Below are 24,918 nucleotides of genomic sequence, written 5' to 3'. Positions count from 1 at the left end.
CCTCGCAGCGGGCCTTTTCGCCATGGGGGCAGGATCCGCGATCGCCGCCTCGTGGCACACCATCCCCAGGCTCACCACCGGTGGCGCGGAGTTCAACTCCGGCCAGTACACCTTCTGGCCCTCGGGCACGAAGCACGGTGGCTTCGAGTGGAAGGGCAACCTCAAGGACGCCGACAACGGCGACGGCCACAACGTCTACATGCAGGTGCGGATCGAGGGCTACGACTGGAACCGCTACAACGGCACCCAGAAGAAGTCCGTTCCGCTCGACTACGTCAACTGGAGCGGTGACGAGCTGTACACGCAGGACGCATACATACGCGTGTGCCGGGACCGGGGCTCCCTGCACCCGGACAACTGCTCCGTGACCAAGCACTACAGCCGGTAGACCCGGCACTGGCCAGGTAGACCAGGCACTGCCGGGCCAGGCAGCGAACTCGCTTGACCCGGGCCCAGGTTGCACACCTGGGCCCGATCGCTTCTTGGGGGAAGCCATCAGTACGTCAGAGATCCTCAGTACGTCAGCGATCCTCTCCGCCACGGGAGTCGACCTCTCCTACGGCAATCAACTGGCCGTCCGGGACGCCCACTTCTCCGTCGCCCCCGGCGAAGTCGCCGCCGTCACCGGACAGAGCGGTTCCGGCAAGTCCTCACTCCTGTACTGCCTGGCCGGGGTGCTTCCCGCCCAGCGCGGGCAGGTGCGTTTCGAAGGACGGTCGCTCGGTGACCTCGGCGACGAAGAGATCAGCGCACTGCGCCGCGAACGCTTCGGATTCGTCTTCCAGTACGGCGAGTTGCTGCCGGAGCTGACCATCGAGGAGAACACCGCCCTGCCGCTGCGCCTCGCCGGGCAGCGCAAGCAGCCCGCCCTCGCCGCCGCGGGCGCCGTCCTCGAACGGCTCGGGCTCGGCGAGCTGCGCGGCCGCCGCCCCTCGCAGGTCTCCGGCGGCCAGAGCCAGCGCGTCGCCGTCGCGCGGGCCCTGGTCCACCGCCCCGCCGTCGTCTTCGCGGACGAGCCGACCGGCTCCCTGGACAGCGCCAACGCCTCCGCCGTCCTCAAGGAGTTCCTCGACCTGGCCCGCTCCCAGGGCACCGCGGTCGTCCTGGTGACGCACGACCCCGCGGTCGCGGCGCAGGCCGACAGCCACTACACGATGTCCGACGGCGTCCTCACCCCCCGGAGCGCGGCGTGAGGGAGTTCCTGCTCGGACTGCGGCTGCTGCTCGGCGCCGGTCGCGGCAACCGCGTACGTTTTCTGCTGATGGCGGCCGGCGGCTCCCTCGGCGTGTGCTGCCTGGCCCTGGTCCTCACCATCCCGGCGATCCTCGATGCCCACGACGGACGGGCCGCCGCCCGGGCCCTGCGGACCTCCGCCGCCCGCACGCCGAGCGCGCCCCTCGTCCTGGAACGCTCGGACCCGCACGGCTCCAAGGCGTTCACCCGCATCTTCGTCGCTCCCGGCACCGGGAAGGACACGACGGCAGAGGCTCCTCCCGGGCTGCCCCGGCTCCCCGCCCCCGGCGAGGTGTTCGTCTCCCCACGGGTCCACGATCTGCTGCGTGCCGAACCCGCCCTCAAAGGTCTGCTCCCGGGCACCGAGAGAGGCCTGATCGGCGGCGCGGGCCTCACCGACCCCGACGAGCTGTACGCGTACGTCGGCACCACCCGCGCCGAACTGGCCCACAAGGGGCGGTCGTTGACCGGCTTCGACCTCGGCTACGCGCCGACCCCCGCCGTCGACCCCTCCACCCTCACCATCCTCCGCTTCGCCCTCGCCACCCTGGTCCTGCTCCCCCTGGGCGTCTTCCTCTCCGTCTGCGCCCGGCTCTCCGCCGCCAGCCGCACCCGGCGTCTCGCCGCCCTGCGGCTGCTGGGCCTGAGCGCCAAGGGCACCCAGCGTGTGAACGCCGCGGAGACCGTCGTGGCGGCCCTGTTCGGCGCGCTGCTCGGGCTCGGCGAGTACTGGGTCCTCAACCAGGTGATGTCCAGGACCGGGCTGCCCGACCTGAAGTGGTACCCGGCGGACGGCGCCCTGTCCGCGTCCACGATCGCCATCTGCCTGCTCGGCTGCCCGGCGCTCGCCTGGTTCGTCGGCCGGGCGAGCGCGCGCACCGCGGCCGCCAACCCGCTGGCCGCACGCCGAACCGCCGTCCCGCGCCCCCCGTCGAAGTGGGGCGGCCTGCTGCTCGTCACCGGCCTGGGCATCGTCAGCGGCTACAGCGTGACCGGCCTCACCGCCCACCCGGCCTCCAGCGACGGCCCCTCCGCGCTGCTCGTCCCGGCGGGCGTCCTGCTGACCGGCGGCGGCCTCGTACTGACCCTGCCGCTCCTCACGTACGCCCTCGCCCGGGGTCTCGCCGACCGGACCCGCTCCCTGACCCTGAACCTGGCGATGCGCCGCAACGAGGTGGAGCCCGGCAGCACCATGCGGGTCGTCACCGGCCTCGTCCTGCTCGTGTACGCCGCCTCCCTCGCCCAGGGCATCCTGATCGAGGAGAACCAGGTCACCCGGCCGGACAGCCCCGCGCAGGACTACTCGATCGCACTGTCCGGCCTCACCGACCGCCAGCAGCACGACCTCGCCTCGGTGCAGGGTGTCCGCGCGCACGCGCTGACGATGGACTCCTGGACCGACCCGCGCTACTCCGGCTCCGCCGTCCAGTCACGGGCGACCGCCCTCGTCGCCACCTGCGCCCAACTGACGGAGCTGGTACGGCACTCAGAGGGCTGTGTGGACGGACGGGTGCTGCGGCTCACCGATCCCGATACGGCCGCGGACCCGGGCGTGCGCGCCGGGGCCACCTTCCCCTACCGCTTCCAGCAGGGTGGCCGGCAGAAGACCTTGTCGATCACCCTGCCGTCCGCCGCGATCGCCTATCGCGCGTACGACCCCTCGGCGGTCGGAGGTGCCGCCGTCCTCGTCCCGCCGTCCGCGCTGCCCGCCGACGCGCGCCCGGCCTCGGCGCAGTACGTGCTGACCAGCGATTCGCAGCCGGACACCGTCCGCCGCGTGCTGGACGGCATCGGAGCCGTGGCGCCGACCGCCGACGTCAACCCGATCGGCGTCAACATCGACGGGCTGCAGCAGATCGCCGTCATCGAAACGCTGCTGGCACTCGGCATGGTCATGGGTCTGGCCATCGGCATCGCGGCGTTCCTGGTCTCCGTGACGGACCGGGCCGTGGAGCGCCGCGCGCACATCACCGCGCTCTCCCTGATCGGGGCCCGTGCGAGAACCCTGCGAGCCGTGCAGTGCGCCCAGGTCGTGCTGCCGCTGGGCATCGGCCTGGCCCTGGCCCTCGTGGCGGGCAAGCTCGCCGAGTCCAGTTATCTCGTCACCGGCGGCGGTGCGGTGTTCTGGGACGGCGCCGGCCTCGCGCCGCTCGCTCTCGTCGCCGTGGGCGCGGTGGCGGTGGCCGCGCTCGGCACGCTCCCACTGGTCGGCCGCCGAGTGAACCCGGAGCTGATCCGCCGCGACTGAGCACCCCGGGTCGCCCTCACGGCCAGGGGTTCAGTCCCTCGTGGCGGCGCTGGGCGTACCCCGGTGTCGGGTCGAGGTACACCCGGCTCACCACGGGGAACGCCTCCCGCAGTCGGGCCTCCGCCTGTTCACAGGCCCATTCGATCTGGGCGGCGGTGGAGACGTCCCTGAAGTCGACCTTGGCAGCGACCAGCGCCTCGCGCGGCCCCTGCACGAGGGTCGTGAGCTCCAGTACGGCCTCCACGTGCTCCACGGCGAGCAGTTCGGCCCGGATCCGCTCCCGCATCGGCTTGGGGAGGGGGCGGCCGATCAGCAGCTCGGCGTTGGAGCGGCCGAGGACCCAGGCGACGTACAGCAGCAGGAGACCGATGCAGAGAGACGCGATGCCGTCCCAGACGCCGGAGCCGGTGAGCTGTCCGCCGAGCAGGCCGCCCGCCGCGAGGACGAGGCCGATCAGCGCTGCCGAGTCCTCCAGGACCACGGCCTTCACGGCGGTGTCCGGGGTGTACCGGAGGTAGCGCTTGAAGGGCGCCCCCATACGCTCCGCCTCCCCGCGCGCCTGGCGTACGCCGGTGCGCAGGGAGAAGCTCTCCAGCAGGAAGGCGACCGCGAGCACGATGTACGAGACGAGGGGGTCGCCCGGCTCCTCGCCCGCGACGAGGGTGTGAATGCCGTCGTAGAGGGAGAACACCGCGCCGCCGACGAAAGTGGCGACGGCGGCGAGCATCGCCCAGATGTAACGTTCCGGGCCGTAGCCGAGCGGGTGGTCCTCGTCGGCCGGTTTCTCGCTGCGCTTCAGCGCGGTGAGCAGCAGCACCTCGGTGACCGTGTCGGCCACCGAGTGCGCGGCCTCGGACAGCATCGCGCTCGATCCGCTGATGACGCCCGCGACCGCCTTGGCCACCGCGATCCCCAGATTGGCGAGGGCGGCGACGATCACGGTGAAGGTGCTCTCGCCGCCCCCGCCGCCGTCGTCGTCCTGCTGTCCGGCTCCCGCTTCAGTCATGGCCATGCCCCAGTCTTACCGGGTGGGCCCCCCGTCAGTCCTACCGGGCAGGCCCCGCCCTACCGGGGGATACGGACCACACCCTCCTGGATCACCGAAATGGCCAGCCGTCCGTCCTGGGTGTAGATGCGGGCCTGGCCGAGGCCGCGGCCTCCGGAGGCGGACGGCGACTCCTGGTCGTACAGCAGCCATTCGTCGGCGCGGAAAGGCCGGTGGAACCACATCGCGTGGTCCAGCGAGGCCCCGACGACGTCCCCGGTCACCCAGCCACCGCGCCCGTGCGCGAGCAGGATCGAGTCGAGGAGCGTCATGTCGGAGACATAGGTGGCGAGGACGACGTGCAGGAGGGGATCGTCGGACAGCTTGCCGTTCGTGCGGAACCACACCTGGGAGTGCGGTTCGCGGGTCTCGCCGACCGTGCCGTACGGAGGCGCGTCGACGTAACGCAGGTCGACGGACTCACGCGCTTCGAGGAGCCGTTCGACGACGAGGGGGTCCTTGATGACATCGGCGTACAGCGGCAGCAGTTCGGCGGCCGTGGGCAGCGTCTCGGGGTCGGGCGCGGACGGCATCTCGGCCTGGTGCTCCATGCCCTCCTCGTACGTCTGGAAGGACGCGGAGAGGTGGAAGATCGGCTGTCCGTGCTGGATGGCGACGACGCGGCGGGTGGTGAAGGAGCGCCCGTCGCGGATGCGGTCCACCGTGTACACGATGGGCGCGCCGGGGTCCCCCGCACGCAGGAAGTACGCGTGCAGGGAGTGCGCGTGCCGGTCCTCGGGGACCGTGCGCCCGGCGGCCACCAGTGCCTGCGCCGCCACCTGCCCGCCGAAGACGCGCGGGACGACGGCGGAGCGGGACTGGCCGCGGAAGATGTCCTGCTCGATCCGCTCGAGGTCGAGCAGATCGAGCAGGGACTCAAGTGCCTGACTCATGCGTCAGTTGTACCGTGCAGTTGTTTCCGGTGATCTTTCGCGGGCCTTACAGGCCCATGTCCTTGGCGATGATCGACTTCATGATCTCGCTGGTGCCGCCGTAGATGCGGTTGACGCGGTTGTCCGCGTACAGGCGGGCGATCGGGTACTCGTTCATGAAGCCGTAGCCGCCGTGCAGCTGGAGGCAGCGGTCGATGACGCGGTGCGCGACCTCGGTGCAGAACAGCTTGGCGCTGGCGGCCTCGGCGGGGGTGAGCTCACCCGCGTCGAGGGCTTCGAGCGCGCGGTCGACGACGGCCTCGGCGGCGTCCACCTCGGCCTGGCAGGCGGCCAGCTCGAACTTGGTGTTCTGGAAGTGCGCGACCGGCTTGCCGAAGACGGTGCGCTCCTTCACGTACTCCTTGGCGAACCGGACGGCCGCCTTGGCCTGCGCGTAGGCGCCGAAGGCGATGCCCCAGCGCTCGGAGGCGAGGTTGTGGCCGAGGTAGTAGAAGCCCTTGTTCTCCTCGCCGAGCAGGTCCTCGACCGGGACCTTCACGTCGACGAACGCCAGCTCGGCGGTGTCGGAGGTCTTCAGGCCGAGCTTGTCGAGCTTGCGGCCGACGGAGTAGCCCTCGGACTTGGTGTCGACGGCGAAGAGGGAGATGCCGAAGCGGCGGTCCTCGGCGGTCGGCGCGGAGGTGCGGGCGCAGACGATGACGCGGTCGGCGTGCACGCCACCGGTGATGAAGGTCTTGGCGCCGTTGAGGACGTAGTGCGTGCCGTCCTCGGAGAGCTTCGCGGTGGTCTTCATGCCCGCGAGGTCGGAGCCGGTGCCCGGCTCGGTCATCGCGAGGGCCCACATCTCCTCGGCGGAGACGAACTTCGGCAGGAACCGCTTCTTCTGCTCGTCGGTGGCGAGCATCTTGATGTACGGCAGGCCGAGCAGCACGTGCACACCGGAGCCGCCGAACTGGACGCCCGCGCGGGCCGTCTCCTCGTACATCACGGCTTCGAACTTGTACGAGTCGATGCCGGCGCCGCCGTGCTCCTCGTCGACACGGATGCCGAAGATACCGAGCTCGGCGAGCTTGTAGTAGAAGTCGCGCGGCGCCTGGCCCGCGGCGAACCACTCGTCGTAGACGGGAACGACCTCGGCCTCTATGAAGGCCCGCAGGGTCTCCCGGAACGCCTCGTGATCCTCGTTGAACACCGTACGGCGCACCGCCGGCCCCTCTCTGCGCCTGAACCGGCGCCGCTCTCGCGGATGTGGTTGCTCGCCGTCGGGGTTGCTCAATGGATGGCCGCGACCCCTTGGCTAAGCGCTTGCTCAGCACTCAGGTTACCCGTCGGTCACGACGACCGTCCAGAGTCATCGGCCGCCCTCCCCCATGACGCTCGTCACGCCCGCTCCAGCCCGGCCGGCCCGGCCGGGCGAGAACGCGCGAAGGTCGTCAGCCTGTCCCACGATCACGAATCACGGATCAACGCGCCCAAGGACCCCACCACTTGGGCGGCAGCGGGTCGGCCGGTGCCGAAGTCGGCTGATCGGGATGGAGGCCGAGCCGGCGCAGGGTGTCGGCGCGCACGCGGACGACGACGGTGCCGTGCCAGTGGCCGTCCGACCGGACCCCGCACATGAGGTCGATCCGGACATCACGCCCGGCGAAGGGGTCCCAGTCGATGCCCCGGTCACGCAGTCAAACCGCCATCAGCCGCCCCGGCCGCGGGCGGCCGGGAACGTTCTCGAAGCGGAAGAGGGTCACCCAGTCGGAAGCGGGTCCGTCCATGGCCGTACGTCCGTCCGTGGCCGTGTGTCCGTTCATGGTCGCCATCATGGCGCAGGGGACAGAACCGCCGCTCGCAAAAAAACCCGAATCAAAGAACGGCGTCCCCGGCGGCCGCCGCGAAGGCGCCCCGCGCCATCCGGTGCAGCAGGGCCGCCGTCACGCCGCGCCCCGGCAGCGCCCCGGGCCGCCCGAGGTGGGGTGTCGAGTTCAGAAGGCCGAAGACCGAGTGCACCGCCGAGCGGGCGGTGGGTTCGGTGAGGGCCGGATACACCTCGCGCACGACCTCCACCCACAGCTCGACGTACTGCCGCTGCAACTGCCGTACGAGCTTGCGGTCGCTGTCGCGCAGGCGGTCCAGCTCGCGGTCGTGCAGGGTGATCAGGGGACGGTCGTCGAGCGCGAAGTCGATGTGCCCCTCGACGAGCGAGTCGAGGACCGCCTCCGCGCCCCCGTCGGCCTCCGCCACCCGGCGCTTGCCGCCGGTGAGCAGCTGCCCGCTGATCCCCACCAGCAGCTCGGCGAGCATCGCGTCCTTGCCCGCGAAGTGCCGGTACAGACCGGGGCCGCTGATGCCGACCGCCGCTCCTATCTCGTCCACCCCGACGCCGTGGAAGCCGCGCTCGGCGAAGAGCCGGGCAGCCTCCTTGAGGATCTGCTCGCGTCGGGTGGGGGCGTCGGTTCTCGTGGCCATGGAAGCAATTCTAGACAGGGAGGTTAGCGGTCGTTAACCTGGACGACATGCGTTAACGCTCATTAACTGGTGGACCACTGGTGAGGGGACCGCGGGACATGCACGAAGCACCGGAGCTGACGAGCGCGGCAGATCCCGCGTCGGAGGCCTGGCGGGCCAACGAGGCGGCCCATCGCGCCCTCGGCGAGGAGCTGCGCGCCAAGCTCGCCGAGGCGCGCCTCGGCGGCGGTGAGCGGGCCCGGGAGCGCCACACCGCGCGCGGGAAACTGCTCCCGCGCGAGCGCGTGGACACACTCCTCGACCCGGGCTCGCCCTTCCTCGAGCTGGCCCCGCTGGCCGCCCACGGGATGTACGACGGGCAGGCTCCGGCCGCGGGGGTGATCGCCGGGATCGGCAGGGTCAGCGGTCGCGAGTGCGTGATCGTCGCCAACGACGCCACCGTCAAGGGCGGCACGTACTACCCGATGACCGTGAAGAAGCACCTGCGGGCACAAGAGGTGGCGCTCGAGAACCGCCTCCCCTGTGTCTATCTCGTCGACTCCGGAGGCGCCTTCCTGCCCATGCAGGACGAGGTCTTCCCGGACCGCGAGCACTTCGGGCGGATCTTCTACAACCAGGCACGGATGTCGGGGGCGGGCATCCCGCAGATCGCCGCGGTCCTCGGCTCGTGCACGGCCGGCGGCGCGTATGTCCCGGCGATGAGCGACGAGGCCGTGATCGTGCGCAATCAGGGCACGATCTTCCTCGGCGGGCCCCCCTTGGTGAAGGCCGCCACCGGCGAGGTCGTCACCGCCGAGGAGCTGGGCGGCGGCGAGGTCCACGCGCGTGTGTCGGGCGTCACCGACCACCTCGCGGAGGACGACGCGCACGCGCTGCGGATCGTACGGAACATCGCGGCCACACTCCCCGCGCGCGGACCCCTCCCCTGGGCGGTCGAGCAGTCCGTCGAGCCCAAGGTGGATCCGTACGGGCTGTACGGCGCGGTGCCCGTCGACTCCCGCACCCCCTACGACGTACGCGAGGTCATCGCGCGCGTGGTGGACGGCTCGCGCTTCGCCGAGTTCAAGGCGGAGTTCGGACAGACCCTGGTCACCGGCTTCGCGCGCATCCACGGACATCCGGTCGGGATCGTCGCCAACAACGGCATCCTGTTCTCCGAGTCCGCCCAGAAGGGCGCCCACTTCATCGAGCTGTGCGACCAGCGCGGCATCCCCCTGGTGTTCCTGCAGAACATCTCGGGCTTCATGGTGGGGCGCCAGTACGAGGCCGGTGGCATCGCCAAGCACGGCGCCAAGATGGTCACGGCCGTCGCCTGCACCCGCGTGCCCAAGCTGACCGTGGTGATCGGCGGTTCGTACGGCGCGGGCAACTACTCGATGTGCGGCCGGGCGTACTCGCCGCGCTTCCTGTGGATGTGGCCCGGCGCCAAGATCTCCGTGATGGGCGGCGAGCAGGCCGCGTCCGTCCTCGCGACCGTCAAGCGCGACCAGCTGGAGGCACGGGGGGACTCCTGGCCCGCCGAGGACGAGGACGCCTTCAAGGCCCCGATCCGCGCCCAGTACGAGCGGCAGGGCAGCGCCTACTACGCGACGGCCCGCCTCTGGGACGACGGCGTGATCGACCCGCTGGAGACCCGGCAGGTGCTGGGGCTCGCACTGACCGCCTGCGCCAACGCGCCACTGGGTGACCCCCAGTTCGGCGTCTTCCGGATGTGATGAGGGTGCCCGAGATGTTCGACACAGTGCTTGTGGCCAACCGGGGCGAGATCGCCGTACGCGTCATCCGCACCCTGCGCGCGCTCGGCGTCCGCTCGGTCGCCGTCTTCTCCGACGCGGACGCCGTCGCCCGGCATGTGCGCGAGGCGGACACGGCGGTACGGATCGGTCCGGCGCCGGCCGCCGAGAGCTATCTGTCGGTGGAGCGGCTCCTCGAAGCCGCCGCTCGCACCGGGGCCCAGGCGGTGCACCCCGGGTACGGCTTCCTCGCCGAGAACGCCTCGTTCGCGCGCGCGTGCGCCGAGGCCGGGCTCGTCTTCATCGGCCCGCCCGCGGACGCGATCGCGCTGATGGGCGACAAGATCCGCGCCAAGGAGACGGTGAAGGCGGCCGGCGTCCCGGTCGTTCCCGGCTCGTCCGGCAGTGGGCTCACGGACGCGGAACTCGGCGAGGCCGCACGGGAGATCGGCATGCCCGTGCTGCTCAAGCCGTCGGCGGGCGGTGGCGGCAAGGGCATGCGGCTGGTGCGGGACGCATCGGCGCTGGGCGACGAGATCGCCGCCGCCCGCCGCGAGGCCCGCGCCTCCTTCGGCGACGACACCCTCCTCGTCGAGCGCTGGGTCGACCGCCCCCGGCACATCGAGATCCAGGTCCTCGCCGACGGCCACGGCAACGTCGTCCACCTGGGCGAGCGCGAGTGCTCCCTCCAGCGCCGCCACCAGAAGATCATCGAAGAGGCGCCGAGCGTGCTCCTCGACGCCGGCACCCGCGCCGCGATGGGCGAGGCGGCGGTCCAGGCGGCCCGCTCCTGCGGGTACGAGGGCGCGGGCACGGTCGAGTTCATCGTCCCCGGCTCCGACCCGTCGTCGTACTACTTCATGGAGATGAACACCCGCCTCCAGGTGGAGCACCCGGTCACCGAACTGGTCACGGGGCTCGACCTGGTGGAGTGGCAGCTGCGGGTCGCCGCGGGCGAGCGACTGCCCTACGGGCAGGAGGACATCACCCTCACCGGGCACGCGGTGGAGGCACGCATCTGCGCCGAGGACCCCGCACGCGGCTTCCTGCCGTCCGGCGGCACGGTCCTCGCCCTGCACGAACCCCAGGGTGACGGCGTGCGCACCGACTCGGGGCTGAGCGAGGGCACGGAGGTCGGTTCGCTCTACGACCCGATGCTGTCCAAGGTGATCGCGTACGGGCCCGACCGCGCGACCGCGCTGCGGAAGCTGCGCGCCGCCCTCGCGGAGACGGTCACGCTCGGCGTGCAGACCAACGCCGGGTTCCTGCGCCGGCTGCTGGCCCATCCGGCGGTGGTGGCGGGGGACCTGGACACCGGGTTGGTGGAGCGGGAGGCGGAAGGGCTGCTCTCCGGCTGCGGTGACGTACCGGAGGAGGTGTACGACGCCGCTGCCGCGGTACGGCTGTCGTCGCTGGCTCCGGCGGAGGGCGGCTGGACCGACCCCTTCTCGGTGCCAAGCGGTTGGCGCCTCGGCGGCGAACCCGCACCCGTGGTGTTCCACCTGCGCGCGCCGGGACTCGAACCCGTCGCTCACCGTCCGCGAGGCACGAGCACCGTCACCCCCGGCCAGGTCTCCGTCACCCTCGACGGCGTACGCCACACCTTCCACCGCGCCGGCGACTGGATCGGCCGCGAGGGTGACGCCTGGCATGTGCGCGACCACGACCCGGTGGCCGCCTCCCTCACCGGCGCGGCACACGCCGGGATGGACTCGCTCACCGCGCCCATGCCCGGCACGGTGACCGTCGTGAAGGTGGCCGTGGGCGACGAGGTGATCGCGGGACAGAGCCTGTTGGTGGTCGAGGCGATGAAGATGGAGCACGTCGTCTCCGCCCCGCACGCCGGGACAGTCAGCGAGCTGGACGTCACTCCGGGCACCACGGTCGCCATGGACCAGGTGCTGGCCGTGATCACGCCGTACGAGGAGACGACACCGTACGAGGAGACGACATGAGCACCCCCGAACTCGGCCTCCCCATGGTCGTACCGGCCCCGGACCTGCCCGCAAGGGTGCGGATCTACGAGGTCGGCGCGCGCGACGGGCTGCAGAACGAGAAGGCGACCGTGCCGACGGAGGTGAAGGCCGAGTTCGTCCGGCGCCTCGCGGACTCGGGCCTGACCACCATCGAGGCCACCAGCTTCGTCCACCCCAAGTGGGTGCCCCAGCTGGCGGACGCGGAGCAGTTGTTCCCGCTCGTGAGCGACCTGGGCAAGTCTTCGGGGGTGCACCTCCCGGTTCTCGTGCCCAACGAACGGGGTCTGGACCGGGCGCTGGCCCTCGGCGCCCGCCATGTCGCCCTGTTCGCCAGCGCGACGGAGTCCTTCGCGAAGGCGAACCTCAACCGGACCGTCGACGAGTCCCTGGCCATGTTCGAGCCGGTGGTGTCCCGGGCCAAGGCGGACAAGGTACATGTCCGCAGCTATATCTCGATGTGTTTCGGCGACCCCTGGGAGGGGCCAGTCCCCATCCACCAGGTCGTACGCGTCTGCAAGGCCTTGATGGACATGGGCTGCGACGAGCTGAGCCTCGGCGACACGATCGGCGTGGCGACGCCGAACCATGTGCAGACCCTCCTCGCCGAGCTGAACGAGGAGGGCGTGCCGACCAGCGCGCTCGGCGTGCACTTCCACGACACCTACGGCCAGGCGCTCGCCAACACCCTGGCCGCCCTCCAGCACGGCGTCACCACCGTCGACGCCTCCGCGGGAGGCCTCGGCGGCTGCCCCTACGCCAAGTCCGCCACCGGCAACCTCGCCACCGAAGACCTCGTATGGATGCTCCAGGGCCTCGGCATCGACACCGGTGTCGACCTCGCCCGCCTCACCGCCACCAGCGTGTGGATGGCCGAGCGACTGGGCCGACCCAGCCCGTCCCGCACGGTCAAAGCCCTCTCCCACAAGGAATGATCCCCATGTCCCTGGACCACCGCCTCTCCCCCGAACTCGAAGAACTCCGCCGCACGGTCGAGGAGTTCGCACACGACGTCGTGGCCCCGAAGATCGGCGACTTCTACGAGCGGCACGAGTTCCCGTACGAGATCGTGCGGGAGATGGGCCGCATGGGCCTGTTCGGACTGCCCTTCCCCGAGGAGTACGGCGGCATGGGTGGCGACTACCTCGCCCTCGGGATCGCCCTGGAGGAGCTCGCCCGCGTCGACTCCTCCGTCGCCATCACCCTGGAGGCCGGCGTCTCGCTCGGCGCGATGCCGATCCACCTCTTCGGCACGGAGGCCCAGAAGCGGGAGTGGCTCCCCCGCCTCTGCTCCGGCGAGATCCTCGGCGCCTTCGGCCTGACGGAGCCGGACGGCGGCTCGGACGCGGGCGCGACGCGTACGACGGCCCGTCTCGACGAGTCGACGAACGAATGGGTGATCAACGGCAGCAAGTGCTTCATCACCAACTCGGGCACGGACATCACGGGCCTGGTCACGGTCACCGCGGTCACCGGCCGGGGGCCCGGCGGCAAGCCACTCATCTCCGCGATCATCGTCCCGTCCGGCACCCCCGGCTTCACGGTCGCCGCCCCGTACTCGAAGGTCGGCTGGAACGCCTCCGACACCCGTGAGCTGTCCTTCGCCGACGTCCGCGTCCCGGCCGCGAACCTGCTCGGCGAGGAGGGCCGCGGCTACGCCCAGTTCCTGCGCATCCTGGACGAGGGCCGCATCGCCATCGCGGCCCTGGCGACCGGCCTCGCACAGGGCTGTGTCGACGAGTCGGTGAAGTACGCCAAGGAGCGGCACGCGTTCGGACGCCCGATCGGCGCGAACCAGGCCATCCAGTTCAAGATCGCCGACATGGAGATGAAGGCCCACATGGCCCGCGTCGGCTGGCGCGACGCCGCGTCCCGCCTCGTCGCGGGCGAGCCCTTCAAGAAGGAGGCGGCGGTCGCCAAGCTCTACTCCTCCACCATCGCCGTCGACAACGCGCGCGACGCCACCCAGGTCCACGGCGGCTACGGCTTCATGAACGAGTACCCGGTGGCCCGCATGTGGCGCGACTCCAAGATCCTGGAGATCGGCGAGGGCACGAGCGAGGTACAGCGGATGCTGATCGCGAGGGAGCTGGGGCTGACGGGCTGAGCGCCGGCCCGTGCCGAGGCCCGGTGACACGAACGCCCTCGCCGGGAAGCCATGCCGGCAGACCGGCGAGGCGTTCATACGCCGACAGTGACGATGGATTGCCGAGCCGCCGCCCCGTCTCCGCCCACCTCGAACCACAGCAGCTTCCCGGCGCCCGCCCCAGGAGGTCGTCGCCGAGCGACCCGCCGCCCCACGAGTCCGCGCCCGTTCCTCACCTTGCGTGCCGGGCGCTCAAGGAGTTCAGGAGGGCGGCTCCGCGTTCGGCGTCGTCGACACTCACAGCGAATTCCCTGCCCCTTGAAGGGCGGATGACCAGGCACTCGCCACCGCGCAGCATCACGGTGGTTCCCAGTCCGCTCAGCCTGTAGCCCCATCCGCCGACCTGGGCGGGCGTGCGGTTCTCGACGCGTGCCGACTCGATGTCCTCGGCGGCCCAGTGTCGTGCCGGCCAGCCGAAGGGACCGAAGGCGACGTCCAGACCTTGCTCGCCGACTCGCGCCCGCACCGAGGAGCAGCCGAGGACCAGAAGGGACGCGAATGCGAACGGCGCTGCCCCCAGCAGGAACGGAAGACCCGTCAGACCCGCGAGCGCCGACACGACGACGGTGATCGCGAGCAGCCCGGTCAGGGCGGCGAGCGCATGGAGCCAGGAGTTCGACGTGCGGGCGAGCCATACGACCCGCTGCCCGGCGGGAATGTCCAGGGTCGGGCCGTCCGCCGCGGGCCGGGGCTCGTCCGGCGCCCGGCGCGTGGCCAGCAGACTGGCCGCGCCCGCTGCGACCGCCACAACGAGCGTGCCCACGACCCCGCTCGTCACCGATCCCGCCTGGTGCCAGTCCGCGCGGTCCAGATTCGCCCGTACGATCGATGCCTGCCCGCCGAGCAGTGTCACGCCGACGAACCCGAGGCCCGCGGCCGCCCACCCTGGTGCGTCGCGACCGGCCCCTGCCCTACGCAGCGTCAGCACGACGACGAACGCCAGCACACCCCAGATCAGCGCGGGAAAGAGTGCCGCGGCCCAGAGCGGCATGGAATCGTCGGGCCTGCCCGAGCCGGCGTCCCAGTGGGTCGCCAGTCGGTCCGGGAGCCGGCCGCTCGCGGCCAACGGCAGTGCCACCAACAGGGCCAGGACGCCGACGCCCCAGCCGACGGCGCCCCACACCGCTCCGCTCTTGCGCCCCTGCTCGGTCACGAGATCCCCCTGATCATGTCGATGAGGTCGTTCTTGCTGTAGCCGCGGTGCGCCGCGTCGGTCACCAGGTCGCGTACGCGGTGCAGCAGGACGGAGCGCTGGTCCGCCCCGTCGGCCACCGTCACACCCCGGCCCCGCCGGAACTCCAACACCCCTTCGTCGCGCAGCGCCCGAAGGCCCCGTAGAACCGTGTTGACGTTCACATCCAGGGCCTGGGAAAGATCCCGGGCCGGGGGAAGGCGGTCTCCCGGCCCGCACTCGCCCTCGGCGATGGCGCGCCGGATCGCGCCGGCCACCTGCTCGTGCAGGGGGCGACTGTCCGCGGTGTTCAGCCTCAACAGCATGGTGCTAGTGAAGATAGCACCAACTGCTTGAAGTGGGGGCGCACTTCGAGACGAACGATGCGGCCACGCCGCCGCGCACTTCGCCCCCTTCGCCGCTGTGGGCACCCGTTCATGCGAGCACATGCACGCCCTTCTGCGGTGCCCCTCTTCCTGCCATTCGAGGCAGGTCCTCTCCACCTCACCGCGAACCCCTGACAAAATCGTCGACAATCTCGTCGACAGGTCTTGCGCCAAAATGGTCGCCGGACTACGTTCCTTCGCCGTACCGCCTCTGCAAAGCCGGAGTCGCGGAAGGAGGCGAGGGAGGGGTCCGTCGACGGCGGGCCTAGGTGACCAGCCGTCAGGGGGCTTCACCGTGCCCCCACTCGACCCACAGGCCACGGCCGCGAGCCGATCCGCGCGGCCCACCGCGATGTCCCCTCGGCCTGCCGACCGTTGCGTCCGCGTACTCGCCGCACGACCCCGCACGTTCCGTGCAAGCCGTCGATCGCCCAGCGAATGGAGACCGAGTATGGCCACGCTGTCCAGATGGTGTCGGGGGAAGTCAGCCACCTTCATGGCCGCCCTCGCGACCGCTCTCACGCTCGTGACCGGCGTGAGCGTGGCACTCGCGGCCGGCGCGACCGGCGCGACCGGCGCGACCGACGGCGCGCAAGCCTCCGCCGCCAAGGTCGCCACCACGACCAGCACCACCTCCTCCGGCATCGCGCCCGCCATGTCCTGCGCCGGCCTCACCTCACTGGACCTGGCCGCCGCCGTCCCGGGCGTGCCCTTCGAGGTCACCTCGGCCACGGAACTGGCCGCCGGCGGCAACACCCTGGGCAACTGGGCGGCGTGTGACGTGAAGGGCGTGATCGCCCCGCAGATCCACTTCGAGATCAAGCTGCCCGAGACCGGCTGGCAGGCCAACTACCTCCAGGTCGGCTGCGGCGGCCTCTGCGGCAACGTGAACGTGAGCAGCGCCCCCGCCTCGGCCGGCTGTGTCCCGCTGACCAGCGGCGCTTTCGCCGTCGCCGCCAGCGACGAGGGCCACTACCAGGGCGGCGGCCTGTTCTCCGCCGACCCGACGCTGCGCGCCGACTTCGGCTACAAGTCCGACCACCAGCTCGCCCAGGCGGCCAAGGCCGTCATCGAGCGGTACTACGGGCAGGCGGCCACCCACGCGTACTTCGACGGCTGCTCGCAGGGCGGCCACCAGGCCCTGACCGAGGCCCAGCGCTACCCGACCGACTTCGACGGCATCATCGCCGGGGCCCCGGCCAACAACTTCACCGCGCTGAACACCTTCTCGCACGCCTGGACCGCCCAGTCCGTCTACCTCGGCGGCGGCCCGGCCACGATCACCAACGCCGACCTCGCGGACCTCCACGCGGCCGTGCTCAAGGGCTGCGGCGCTCCCGCGGACGGGATCATCGCCGACCCGCTGAGCTGTGCTTGGGATCCGGCGGCCATCCGGTGCGAGGCCGGGCAGACCTCCACGAGCGACGACTACTGCCTGACCGCGGATCAGGTCACCACCCTGCGCCGGATCTACGCGGGACCGACCGACGAGGACGGCAAACTGCTGTACCCGGGTTACCAGTTGCGCGGCTCCGAGCTGAACTGGGCCGGGATCATCACGCCGGCCACGGCCACCGGAGCCTCCGGCGACATCAGCTTCGTCCGCGAGACCCTCCGGTACCAGATCTTCGACAGCCCGCAGCCGACCCTGACGTACAAGGACGTCAAGTTCACCGCGGCCTACTACAAGAAGGTCATGCAGCCCAACGAGGGCATGTACGACGCGACCGACCCGGACCTGAAGGCCTTCAAAGCGGCCGGCGGCAAGCTGATCCTCTGGCACGGCCTGGGCGACCAGCACATCCCCGCGGTCGGAACCATGGCGTACTACAAGGCGGTTGAGAAGGTCATGGGTGGCGGCGCGGCCACGGAAGGCTTCGCCAGGCTGTTCCTGCTCCCCGGCGTCGCGCACTGCGGCGGCGGCCAGGGCCCGGACACCTTCGACGCGCTGACCGCGATGACCGACTGGGTCACCAAGGGCGAGGCCCCGAGCAGTCTGACGACCAGGTCCGTGGACAGCGGCGGGAACACCACCGCCACGCGCCCCGCCTATCCCTTCCCCTATGTCGCCAAGAACACCACGGGCGGCCCGGCGGACGACGCGGGCAGTTACACGCCCGTCAGGTCCACCGTCGAGGCCAACCTGACGCTGAACCGGCTCGGTTCCTTCCGCACCGGCTACGAGACCGTCGGCAACTGGGTGCACGGCAAGTGGGTGGTGTCCAAGGGCAAGGCCTGACCGCCCGATCGGCACACGGGCGGCCCACAGGTTCGGGCGGACAGCGCCCGCCCCCTGGACAAGTAGTGAGGTTAGGCTAACCTACCTTCGAACTTGTCCGGCGGGCGCTACCGCCCCGTGCCGAAAGCAGCCACACACATGTCCAACGCCCGTGCCACCCACCTCACCCGACGCGGCATCCTCGCCGCCGGCGGCGCCCTCGGCCTCGGTGCCGTGCTCGCCGCCTGCGGCGACGACGACGGCAAAAGCGGTGGCCCGGAGTCGACGAAGGCCGCCGCCAAGTCCGGCCCCTGGACCTTCAAGGACGACCGCGGCACGACGGTGAAGCTGGACAAGATCCCGGCGAACATCGTCGCCTTCACCGGTGTCGCCGCCGCCCTCTACGACTACGGCATCGAGGTCAAGGGCGTCTTCGGCCCGACCACGACCAAGGACGGCAAGGCCGACGTCCAGGCCGGCGACATGGACGTCAGCAAGCTGACCGTCCTCGGCAACGAGTGGGGCCAGTTCAACATCGAGAAGTACGCGACCCTCGCGCCCGACGTGCTGATCTCCACCATGTTCGACTCCGCGGGCACCCTCTGGTACGTCCCCGAGGAGTCCAAGGCGAAGATCCTCAAGCTCGCCCCGAGCGTCGGCATCTCCGTCTACGACCGCCAGATGCCCGTGTCGCTGCAGCGCATGCTCGCGCTCGCCGTGTCGCTGGGCGCCGACGAGAAGTCCGCCAAGATCGCCGCGGCGAAGAAGAAGTTCGAGACGGCCGCCGAGCGGCTGCGCACCGCGGCCAAGGCCCGCCCCGAGATCAAGGTGCTCGCCGGTTCCGCGAGCCAGGACATCTTCTACGTCTCCGGCTCGAACCTCTCCATCGACCTGGAGTACTTCAAGGCACTCGGCGTAAACATCGTCGAGCCCTCCGCCAAGGCCCTGAAGGCCAGCGGCGGCTGGTTCGAGAACCTGAGCTGGGAGAACGTCGACAAGTACCCGGCGGACGTCATCATCATGGACGACCGCAGCGCGACCATCCAGCCGGCCGACATCACCGAGGCCACCTGGAAGAAGCTGCCCGCCGTCAAGGCCGGCCAGGTCATCGCCCGCTCCCCCGAGCCGATCGTGTCGTACGACAAGTGCACCCCGCTCCTCGACAACCTCGCCGAGGCGATCGAGAAGGCCAAGAAGGTCGCCTGACGCCCCCGCGGTGAAGCCCTGCCGCGAACCCCTGAAGTGAACCCGGACGTGAACCCCTGACGATGACTCAGGAGCACTTGTGACGACAGCCATAGCCGCCCCGTTCCGTTTCTTCTCCCTCCAGGTCGCGCGGACGAGGCGGCTCGGCCCGTCGCTGGTCCGGATCACCTTCGCCGGCGACGACCTGGTGGCCTTCGCCTCCCACGGCCGGGACCAGAGCCTCTCCCTCTTCCTTCCGCACCCCGGCCAGACCGAGCCGGCCGTCCCCTACGAGTTGGGCGATGGATGGTGGCAGGGCTGGCGCGAACTCCCCGACGACGTACGGGCGGTGATGCGCTCGTACACGCTGCGGGCGCTGCGACCGGACGCCCGGGGCCGTACCGGCGAGATCGACATCGACTTCGTCCTGCACGGTGTGGAGCCGGGCGCCGAGGTTCCCGCGGGGCCGGCGTCCCAGTGGGCCTCCCGTGCGGCGGCCGGTGACCGCGTCGTACTGCTCGGCCCGGCGGTCGAGAACAACCGGGCGATCCGCTTCCGTCCGCCCGCCGACACCGACCTGGTCGTCCTGTGGGCGGACGAGACCGCGCTGCCCGCCGCCTCCGCGATCCTCGAGTCGCTGCCCGCCGGCACCCGCGTCCGCGCCTGGCTGGAGGTCCAGCACGCCGAGGACATCCAGGACCTGTTCGTGACCGCCGAGGCGGAGATCACCTGGCTCGTGCGCGACGACGGGGCCCCCATGGCCGTCGACGCCGTGCGGGCCGCCCAACTGCCGTCCACCAAGAGCCCGTACGCCTGGATCGCGGGCGAGTCCGGGTGCGTGAAGGAGATGCGCCGTCACCTCGTGCGCGAGCGCGGCATCGACCGCAGGCGGGTCACCTTCGTCGGCTACTGGCGGCGCGGGCTGACCGAGGAGCAACTGCGCGAGCAGGACTGACCGTTCGCGAGAAGTCACAGGTGGGGCGGGGTCGCAGATCGACTTAGGTTAGGCTAACCTAAGTTGAACGCCAGGGCCCCGCCCCACTTCTTGCCCCGGCCCCACCCCGCCTCACCCGTCCCGCTCGGACTCTCCCGCACGGAGGACCCCCACATGCGCTCGCACCTGCTCAATGACACGACCGCGGAGCGGTACCGCCGCTCCGTGACCGAAGGAATCGAGCGGGTGGCGGCCAAACTCGCCACCACCGACCGACCGTTCACGGGTGTCACGGTCGACGCCCTCGCTCCCCGTATCGAGCAGATCGACCTGGACCGCCCGCTGCACGACACCAGCGCCGTCCTCGACGAGCTCGAAGAGGTCTACCTCCGGGACGCGATCTACTTCCATCACCCGCGCTACCTCGCGCACCTCAACTGCCCGGTGGTCATACCCGCCGTGCTCGGCGAGGCCGTCCTGTCCGCCGTCAACTCCTCCCTGGACACCTGGGACCAGTCGGCCGGCGGCACCCTCATCGAGCGCCGGCTCATCGACTGGACCAACGAGCGCATCGGCCTCGGCCCCGCCGCCGACGGCGTGTTCACCAGCGGCGGCAGCCAGTCCAACCTCCAGGCCCTGCTGCTGGCCCGCGAGGAGGCCAAGCCAGCGAGTGAACCGGGCGACACCGCCGCCAGACTCCGCATCTTCGCCTCCGAGGTCAGCCACTTCAGCGTCAAGAAGTCGGCCAAACTCCTGGGCCTCGGCGCGAACTCCGTCGTCTCGATCCCCGTCGACCACGACAAGCGCATGCAGACGCTCGCCCTCGCCCACGAGCTGGAGCGCTGCGAGCGCGACGGTCTGATCCCGATGGCCGTCGTCGCCACCGCCGGCACCACCGACTTCGGCTCCATCGACCCGCTGCCCGAGATCGCCGAGCTGTGCGCCCAGTTCGGCGCCTGGATGCACGTGGACGCGGCCTACGGCTGCGGACTGCTCACCTCCCTGAAGAACCGGGACCGCCTCGACGGCATCGAGCGCGCCGACTCCGTCACCGTCGACTACCACAAGTCCTTCTTCCAGCCCGTGAGTTCGTCCGCCGTACTGGTCCGCGACGCCGCCACCCTGCGCCACGCCACCTACCACGCGGAGTACCTGAACCCGCGCCGCATGGTCCAGGAGCGCATCCCCAACCAGGTCGACAAGTCCCTGCAGACCACCCGCCGCTTCGACGCCCTCAAGCTGTGGATGACGCTGCGCGTGATGGGCGCCGACGGCATCGGCGAACTCTTCGACGAGGTCTGCGACCTGGCCCAGGAGGGCTGGAAGCTGCTCGTCGCCGACCCCCGCTTCGACGTGGTGGTCGAGCCGTCCCTGTCCACCCTCGTCTTCCGCTTCATCCCGGCCACCGTCACCGACCCGGCCGAGATCGACCGCGCCAACCTGTACGCCCGGGGGGTCCTGTTCGCCTCCGGCGACGCCGTCGTCGCGGGCACCAAGGTCGGCGGCCGCCACTACCTGAAGTTCACCCTGCTCAACCCCGAGACCACGGCCGACGACATCGCCGCCGTGCTCGATCTGATCGCCGGCCACGCCGAGCAGTACCTGGGAGAGTCCCTTGACCGCGCTTCCTGAATCCGTCGAAGTCACCGGAAAGACCTACGACTTCGTGGGCATCGGGCTCGGGCCCTTCAACCTCGGCCTCGCCTGCCTCACCGAGCCGATCGCCGAACTGGACGGCGTCTTCCTCGAATCCAAGCCGGACTTCGAGTGGCACTCGGGGATGTTCCTGGAGGGCGCGCATCTCCAGACCCCGTTCATGTCGGATCTGGTGACCCTCGCCGACCCGACCTCCCCGTACTCCTTCCTCAACTACCTGAAGGAGTCCGGGCGGCTGTACTCCTTCTACATCCGCGAGAACTTCTACCCGCTGCGGGTCGAGTACGACGACTACTGTCGCTGGGCCGCCTCGAAACTGAGCAGCGTCCGCTTCGGCACGACGGTCGAGGAAGTGACGTACGAGGGCGATCTGTACCACGTACGGACGACGGCCGGCGAGGTGCTGCGCGCCCGCCATCTGGTCCTGGGCACCGGAACACCCCCGTACATCCCCGAGGCCTGCGCGGACCTCGGCGGCGACTTCATCCACAACTCCCGCTATCTCCAGCACAAGCGGGAGCTCCAGGCGAAGAAGTCGATCACGCTCGTCGGCAGCGGCCAGTCCGCCGCCGAGATCTACTATGACCTGCTCAGCGAGATCGACGTCCACGGCTACCGGCTGAACTGGGTCACGCGCTCCCCGCGCTTCTTCCCGCTCGAGTACACCAAACTCACGCTGGAGATGACCTCCCCGGAGTACATCGACTACTTCCACGCGCTGCCCGAGCCGACCCGCTACCGCCTCCAGACGGAGCAGAAGGGCCTGTTCAAGGGCATCGACGGCGAACTGATCGACGCGATCTTCGACCTGCTCTACCAGAAGAACCTCGGCGGCCCCGTCCCGACGCGACTGCTCACCAACTCCTCCCTGAACACCGCCGCTCACGCGAACGGCACGTACACCCTGGGCCTGCGCCAGGAGGAGCAGGGCAAGGACTACGAGCTGAGCTCCGAGGGCCTGATCCTGGCCACCGGCTACAAGTACGCCGAGCCCGCGTTCCTGAAGCCGGTCCGCGACCGGCTGCGCTACGACACCCGCGGCAACTTCGACGTGGCCCGCAACTACGCCATCGACACCACGGGCCGCGGCGTCTTCCTGCAGAACGCGGGCGTCCACACCCACAGCATCACCAGCCCCGACCTGGGCATGGGCCCGTACCGCAACGCGTCCATCATCCGTGAGCTGCTCGGCACCGAGTACTACCCGGTCGAGAAGACGATCGCGTTCCAGGAGTTCAGCGTATGAGCATCACGAGCCGTACCGGCACGACCACCGACGTCGGCACCTTCACCATCCGCCCGCTCGACCCCGTCCAAGACGCCGAGTTGCTGCACGGCTGGGTGACGCATCCCAAGGCCGCCTTCTGGATGATGCAGAAGGCGAAACTGCACGACGTGGAGCGCGAGTACATGGCCATCGCGGCCAGCGAGTACCACGACGCGTTCCTGGGGTCGCTGGACGGCGAACCCGTGTTCCTGATGGAGCGGTACGACCCGGCGCACGTGGAGCTGGTCGGTCTGTACGAGCCCGCGCCCGGAGATGTCGGCATGCACTTCCTGGTCGCGCCGACGGAGACGCCGGTGCACGGGTTCACCCGGGCGGTGATCACCGCGGTCATGGAGCACCTGTTCGCCGACCCGACGACCGCGCGGGTCGTCGTCGAGCCCGACGTGCGCAACACGGCCGTGCACGCGCTGAACGAAGCCGTCGGGTTCGTGCCGGAGCGCGAGATAGAGAAGCCGGAGAAAAGGGCGTTGCTGAGCTTCTGCACCCGGGAGCGGTTCGAGCAGGCGGCGGGGGTGGCCGTATGAGCCTCGCCGACGCCGTGGCCCACCTCTCCCCCGAGCGCTGGGAGCGCGCGGGCCGCCTCCTCGTCCGCAAGGCCCTCGCCGAGTTCGCGCACGAGCGCCTCATCACTCCGGAGGCCGACGGCGACGGCGAGTACGTCGTCCGCAGCGACGACGGCCTGACCCGCTACCGCTTCACCGCCACCCTCCGCACCCTCGACCACTGGCAGGTCGACCCCGAGTCGATCACCCGCCACCGCGACGGGGCCGAACTCCCGCTCGCCGCACTCGACTTCTTCATCGAGCTGAAGACGTCGCTGGGCCTGAGCGACGAGGTGCTGCCGGTCTACCTGGAGGAGATCTCCTCCACCCTCTCGGGCACCTGCTTCAAACTCACCAAGCCGCAGATCCCGTCCGCCGAACTCGCGAAGGCCTCCTTCCAGGAGATCGAGACCGGCATGACCGAGGGCCACCCCTGCTTCGTCGCCAACAACGGGCGTCTCGGCTTCGGCGTGCACGAGTACCTCTCGTACGCGCCCGAGACCGCGAGCCCGATCCGGCTGGTGTGGCTGGCCGCGCACCGCTCCCGGGCCGCCTTCACCGCGGGTGTCGGCATCGAGTACGAGTCCTTCGTGCGCGAGGAGCTGGGCGCCGGGACGGTCGAGCGGTTCGCCGCCACCCTCACCGAACAGGGCCTCGACCCCGAGGACTACCTGCTCATCCCCGTCCACCCCTGGCAGTGGTGGAACAAGCTCTCGGTGACCTTCGCGGCCGAGGTCGCCCAGCGCCACCTGGTCTGCCTCGGCGAGGGCGACGACGAGTACCTGGCCCAGCAGTCCATCCGGACGTTCTTCAACACCACCAGCCCCGGGAAGCACTATGTGAAGACGGCGCTGAGCGTCCTCAACATGGGCTTCATGCGCGGTCTGTCCGCCGCCTACATGGAGGCGACCCCGGCGATCAACGACTGGCTGGCCCAGCTCGTGGAGAACGACCCGGTGCTCAAGTCCACCGGCCTGTCGGTCATCCGCGAACGGGCCGCCGTCGGCTACCGCCACCTCGAGTACGAGGCCGCCACCGACCGCTACTCCCCGTACCGCAAAATGCTCGCGGCCCTGTGGCGCGAGAGCCCGGTCCCCTCGCTCCAGGAGGGCGAGAGCCTGGCCACCATGGCCTCCCTCGTCCATGTCGACCACACGGGCGCCTCCTTCGCGGGCGCGCTGATCGAGCGGTCCGGGCTGACCCCGGTGGAGTGGCTGCGCCGCTATCTGCGCGCCTACTTCACGCCCCTCCTGCACAGCTTCTACGCCTACGACCTGGTCTACATGCCGCACGGCGAGAACGTCATCCTCGTCCTCAAGGACGGCGCCGTGCAGCGCGCGATCTACAAGGACATCGCCGAGGAGATCGCCGTCATGGACCCGCAGGCGGTGCTGCCGCCCGTGGTCGAGCGGATCCGCGTCGAGGTCCCCGAGGACAAGAAACTCCTGTCGATCTTCACGGACGTCTTCGACTGCTTCTTCCGCTTCCTGGCGGCCGACCTGGCCGACGAGGGCATCCTCGACGAGGACGACTTCTGGCGGACGGTCGCCGAGTCCGTACGCGAGTACCAGGAGTCGGCGCCCGAACTCGCCGACAAGTTCCGGCAGTACGACATGTTCGCGCCCGAGTTCGCGCTGTCCTGCCTGAACCGGCTCCAGCTGCGCAACAACAAGCAGATGGTGGACCTGGCCGATCCGTCCGGCGCACTCCAGCTCGTCGGCAGCCTGAAGAACCCGATCGCGGGTCTCTGAGGCCGGTGGGGCTCAGGAGTACGGTCCTCCTGAGCCCCGTCCTTCCCGTTGCGCCG

22 protein-coding genes are annotated in these 24,918 nt (G+C 70.4%); 14 read left to right on the top strand and 8 right to left on the bottom strand.

Going from position 1 to position 24,918, the window contains the following annotated elements:
* The first annotated feature begins 22 nt into the window (after positions 1–22).
* The 3 genes from SMIR_RS24385 (at position 23) to SMIR_RS24375 (ending at position 3,481) form a co-directional block, all read left to right on the top strand.
* Complete coding sequence (locus SMIR_RS24385; RefSeq protein ID WP_075029295.1) at positions 23–388, top strand: hypothetical protein; 366 nt, start codon at positions 23–25, stop codon at positions 386–388.
* Between the two features lie 94 nt (positions 389–482).
* Positions 483–1,193, top strand: coding sequence for an ABC transporter ATP-binding protein (locus tag SMIR_RS24380; RefSeq protein WP_229888821.1), 711 nt, complete (start codon positions 483–485; stop codon positions 1,191–1,193).
* On the top strand, positions 1,190–3,481 hold the full coding sequence (locus SMIR_RS24375; RefSeq protein ID WP_212727383.1) for an FtsX-like permease family protein: 2,292 nt from the start codon (positions 1,190–1,192) through the stop codon (positions 3,479–3,481). The genes SMIR_RS24380 and SMIR_RS24375 overlap by 4 nt, the downstream gene beginning before the upstream one ends.
* 16 nt (positions 3,482–3,497) lie before the next feature.
* Here the strand turns inward: SMIR_RS24375 and SMIR_RS24370 are convergent, their stop codons facing one another.
* From SMIR_RS24370 to SMIR_RS24350, 6 genes are all read right to left on the bottom strand, one after another.
* Positions 3,498–4,493, bottom strand: coding sequence for a cation diffusion facilitator family transporter (locus SMIR_RS24370; protein ID WP_422664461.1), 996 nt, complete (start codon positions 4,491–4,493; stop codon positions 3,498–3,500).
* Between the two features lie 53 nt (positions 4,494–4,546).
* Entirely contained in the window at positions 4,547–5,419 is an 873-nt protein-coding gene (tesB, locus tag SMIR_RS24365; protein ID WP_101405049.1) for an acyl-CoA thioesterase II, read from the bottom strand.
* A gap of 46 nt (positions 5,420–5,465) precedes the next feature.
* Entirely contained in the window at positions 5,466–6,623 is a 1,158-nt protein-coding gene (locus SMIR_RS24360; protein ID WP_168491805.1) for an acyl-CoA dehydrogenase family protein, read from the bottom strand.
* A gap of 259 nt (positions 6,624–6,882) precedes the next feature.
* Positions 6,883–7,038 (bottom strand): hypothetical protein, encoded by a 156-nt coding sequence (locus SMIR_RS24355; RefSeq protein ID WP_168491811.1) that lies wholly within the window; start codon positions 7,036–7,038, stop codon positions 6,883–6,885.
* 60 nt (positions 7,039–7,098) lie between these two features.
* Positions 7,099–7,224, bottom strand: coding sequence for a hypothetical protein (locus SMIR_RS44365; RefSeq protein ID WP_282190310.1), 126 nt, complete (start codon positions 7,222–7,224; stop codon positions 7,099–7,101).
* A 52-nt stretch (positions 7,225–7,276) separates the two neighbouring features.
* Complete coding sequence (locus SMIR_RS24350; RefSeq protein ID WP_067380873.1) at positions 7,277–7,879, bottom strand: SACE_7040 family transcriptional regulator; 603 nt, start codon at positions 7,877–7,879, stop codon at positions 7,277–7,279.
* 98 nt (positions 7,880–7,977) lie between these two features.
* Here SMIR_RS24350 and SMIR_RS24345 point away from each other — a divergent pair, with 98 nt between their 5' ends.
* From SMIR_RS24345 to SMIR_RS24330, 4 genes are read left to right on the top strand one after another with little or no spacing between them, the layout of a single operon-like run.
* Positions 7,978–9,594, top strand: coding sequence for a carboxyl transferase domain-containing protein (locus SMIR_RS24345; RefSeq protein ID WP_075029220.1), 1,617 nt, complete (start codon positions 7,978–7,980; stop codon positions 9,592–9,594).
* A 14-nt stretch (positions 9,595–9,608) separates the two neighbouring features.
* Positions 9,609–11,567, top strand: a complete 1,959-nt coding sequence (locus SMIR_RS24340; RefSeq protein WP_168491815.1) for an acetyl-CoA carboxylase biotin carboxylase subunit — start codon at positions 9,609–9,611, stop codon at positions 11,565–11,567.
* The gene (locus tag SMIR_RS24335; protein ID WP_168491817.1) at positions 11,564–12,520 is read left to right on the top strand and encodes a hydroxymethylglutaryl-CoA lyase; all 957 of its coding nucleotides are present in this window, start codon (positions 11,564–11,566) and stop codon (positions 12,518–12,520) included. Before SMIR_RS24340 ends, SMIR_RS24335 begins: the two co-directional genes overlap by 4 nt.
* A gap of 11 nt (positions 12,521–12,531) precedes the next feature.
* Positions 12,532–13,692 carry an acyl-CoA dehydrogenase family protein gene (locus tag SMIR_RS24330; RefSeq protein ID WP_168501044.1) on the top strand — a complete coding sequence of 387 codons (1,161 nt, stop codon included), beginning with the start codon at positions 12,532–12,534 and terminating at the stop codon, positions 13,690–13,692.
* A 211-nt stretch (positions 13,693–13,903) separates the two neighbouring features.
* Here the strand turns inward: SMIR_RS24330 and SMIR_RS24325 are convergent, their stop codons facing one another.
* Both SMIR_RS24325 and SMIR_RS24320 read right to left on the bottom strand, forming a co-directional pair.
* Positions 13,904–14,884, bottom strand: a complete 981-nt coding sequence (locus SMIR_RS24325) for a DUF1648 domain-containing protein (RefSeq protein WP_212727382.1) — start codon at positions 14,882–14,884, stop codon at positions 13,904–13,906.
* Positions 14,881–15,228, bottom strand: a complete 348-nt coding sequence (locus SMIR_RS24320) for a GntR family transcriptional regulator (RefSeq protein WP_075029217.1) — start codon at positions 15,226–15,228, stop codon at positions 14,881–14,883. The genes SMIR_RS24325 and SMIR_RS24320 overlap by 4 nt, the downstream gene beginning before the upstream one ends.
* A gap of 556 nt (positions 15,229–15,784) precedes the next feature.
* On the opposite strand from SMIR_RS24320, the gene SMIR_RS24315 reads away from it, so the two are divergent.
* The 7 genes from SMIR_RS24315 (at position 15,785) to SMIR_RS24285 (ending at position 24,862) form a co-directional block, all read left to right on the top strand.
* Positions 15,785–17,527 carry a tannase/feruloyl esterase family alpha/beta hydrolase gene (locus SMIR_RS24315; protein WP_249938469.1) on the top strand — a complete coding sequence of 581 codons (1,743 nt, stop codon included), beginning with the start codon at positions 15,785–15,787 and terminating at the stop codon, positions 17,525–17,527.
* 138 nt (positions 17,528–17,665) lie between these two features.
* Complete coding sequence (locus SMIR_RS24310) at positions 17,666–18,712, top strand: ABC transporter substrate-binding protein (RefSeq protein WP_168491822.1); 1,047 nt, start codon at positions 17,666–17,668, stop codon at positions 18,710–18,712.
* A 79-nt stretch (positions 18,713–18,791) separates the two neighbouring features.
* Positions 18,792–19,646, top strand: a complete 855-nt coding sequence (locus tag SMIR_RS24305) for a siderophore-interacting protein (protein ID WP_168491823.1) — start codon at positions 18,792–18,794, stop codon at positions 19,644–19,646.
* 153 nt (positions 19,647–19,799) lie between these two features.
* Positions 19,800–21,257 (top strand): lysine decarboxylase DesA, encoded by a 1,458-nt coding sequence (desA, locus tag SMIR_RS24300; RefSeq protein ID WP_168491824.1) that lies wholly within the window; start codon positions 19,800–19,802, stop codon positions 21,255–21,257.
* Positions 21,241–22,527 (top strand): lysine N(6)-hydroxylase/L-ornithine N(5)-oxygenase family protein, encoded by a 1,287-nt coding sequence (locus SMIR_RS24295; RefSeq protein ID WP_248002935.1) that lies wholly within the window; start codon positions 21,241–21,243, stop codon positions 22,525–22,527. Before desA ends, SMIR_RS24295 begins: the two co-directional genes overlap by 17 nt.
* On the top strand, positions 22,524–23,093 hold the full coding sequence (locus SMIR_RS24290; RefSeq protein ID WP_168491825.1) for a GNAT family N-acetyltransferase: 570 nt from the start codon (positions 22,524–22,526) through the stop codon (positions 23,091–23,093). The genes SMIR_RS24295 and SMIR_RS24290 overlap by 4 nt, the downstream gene beginning before the upstream one ends.
* Positions 23,090–24,862 (top strand): IucA/IucC family protein, encoded by a 1,773-nt coding sequence (locus tag SMIR_RS24285; protein ID WP_212727380.1) that lies wholly within the window; start codon positions 23,090–23,092, stop codon positions 24,860–24,862. The genes SMIR_RS24290 and SMIR_RS24285 overlap by 4 nt, the downstream gene beginning before the upstream one ends.
* Positions 24,863–24,918 lie beyond the last annotated feature (56 nt).

Origin of the sequence: Streptomyces mirabilis (assembly GCF_018310535.1) — a bacterium.
Classification (GTDB): Bacteria; Actinomycetota; Actinomycetes; order Streptomycetales; family Streptomycetaceae; genus Streptomyces.
Note: the sequence above shows the minus strand (reverse complement) of the source record. Positions and strands in the feature narration are given on the sequence as shown.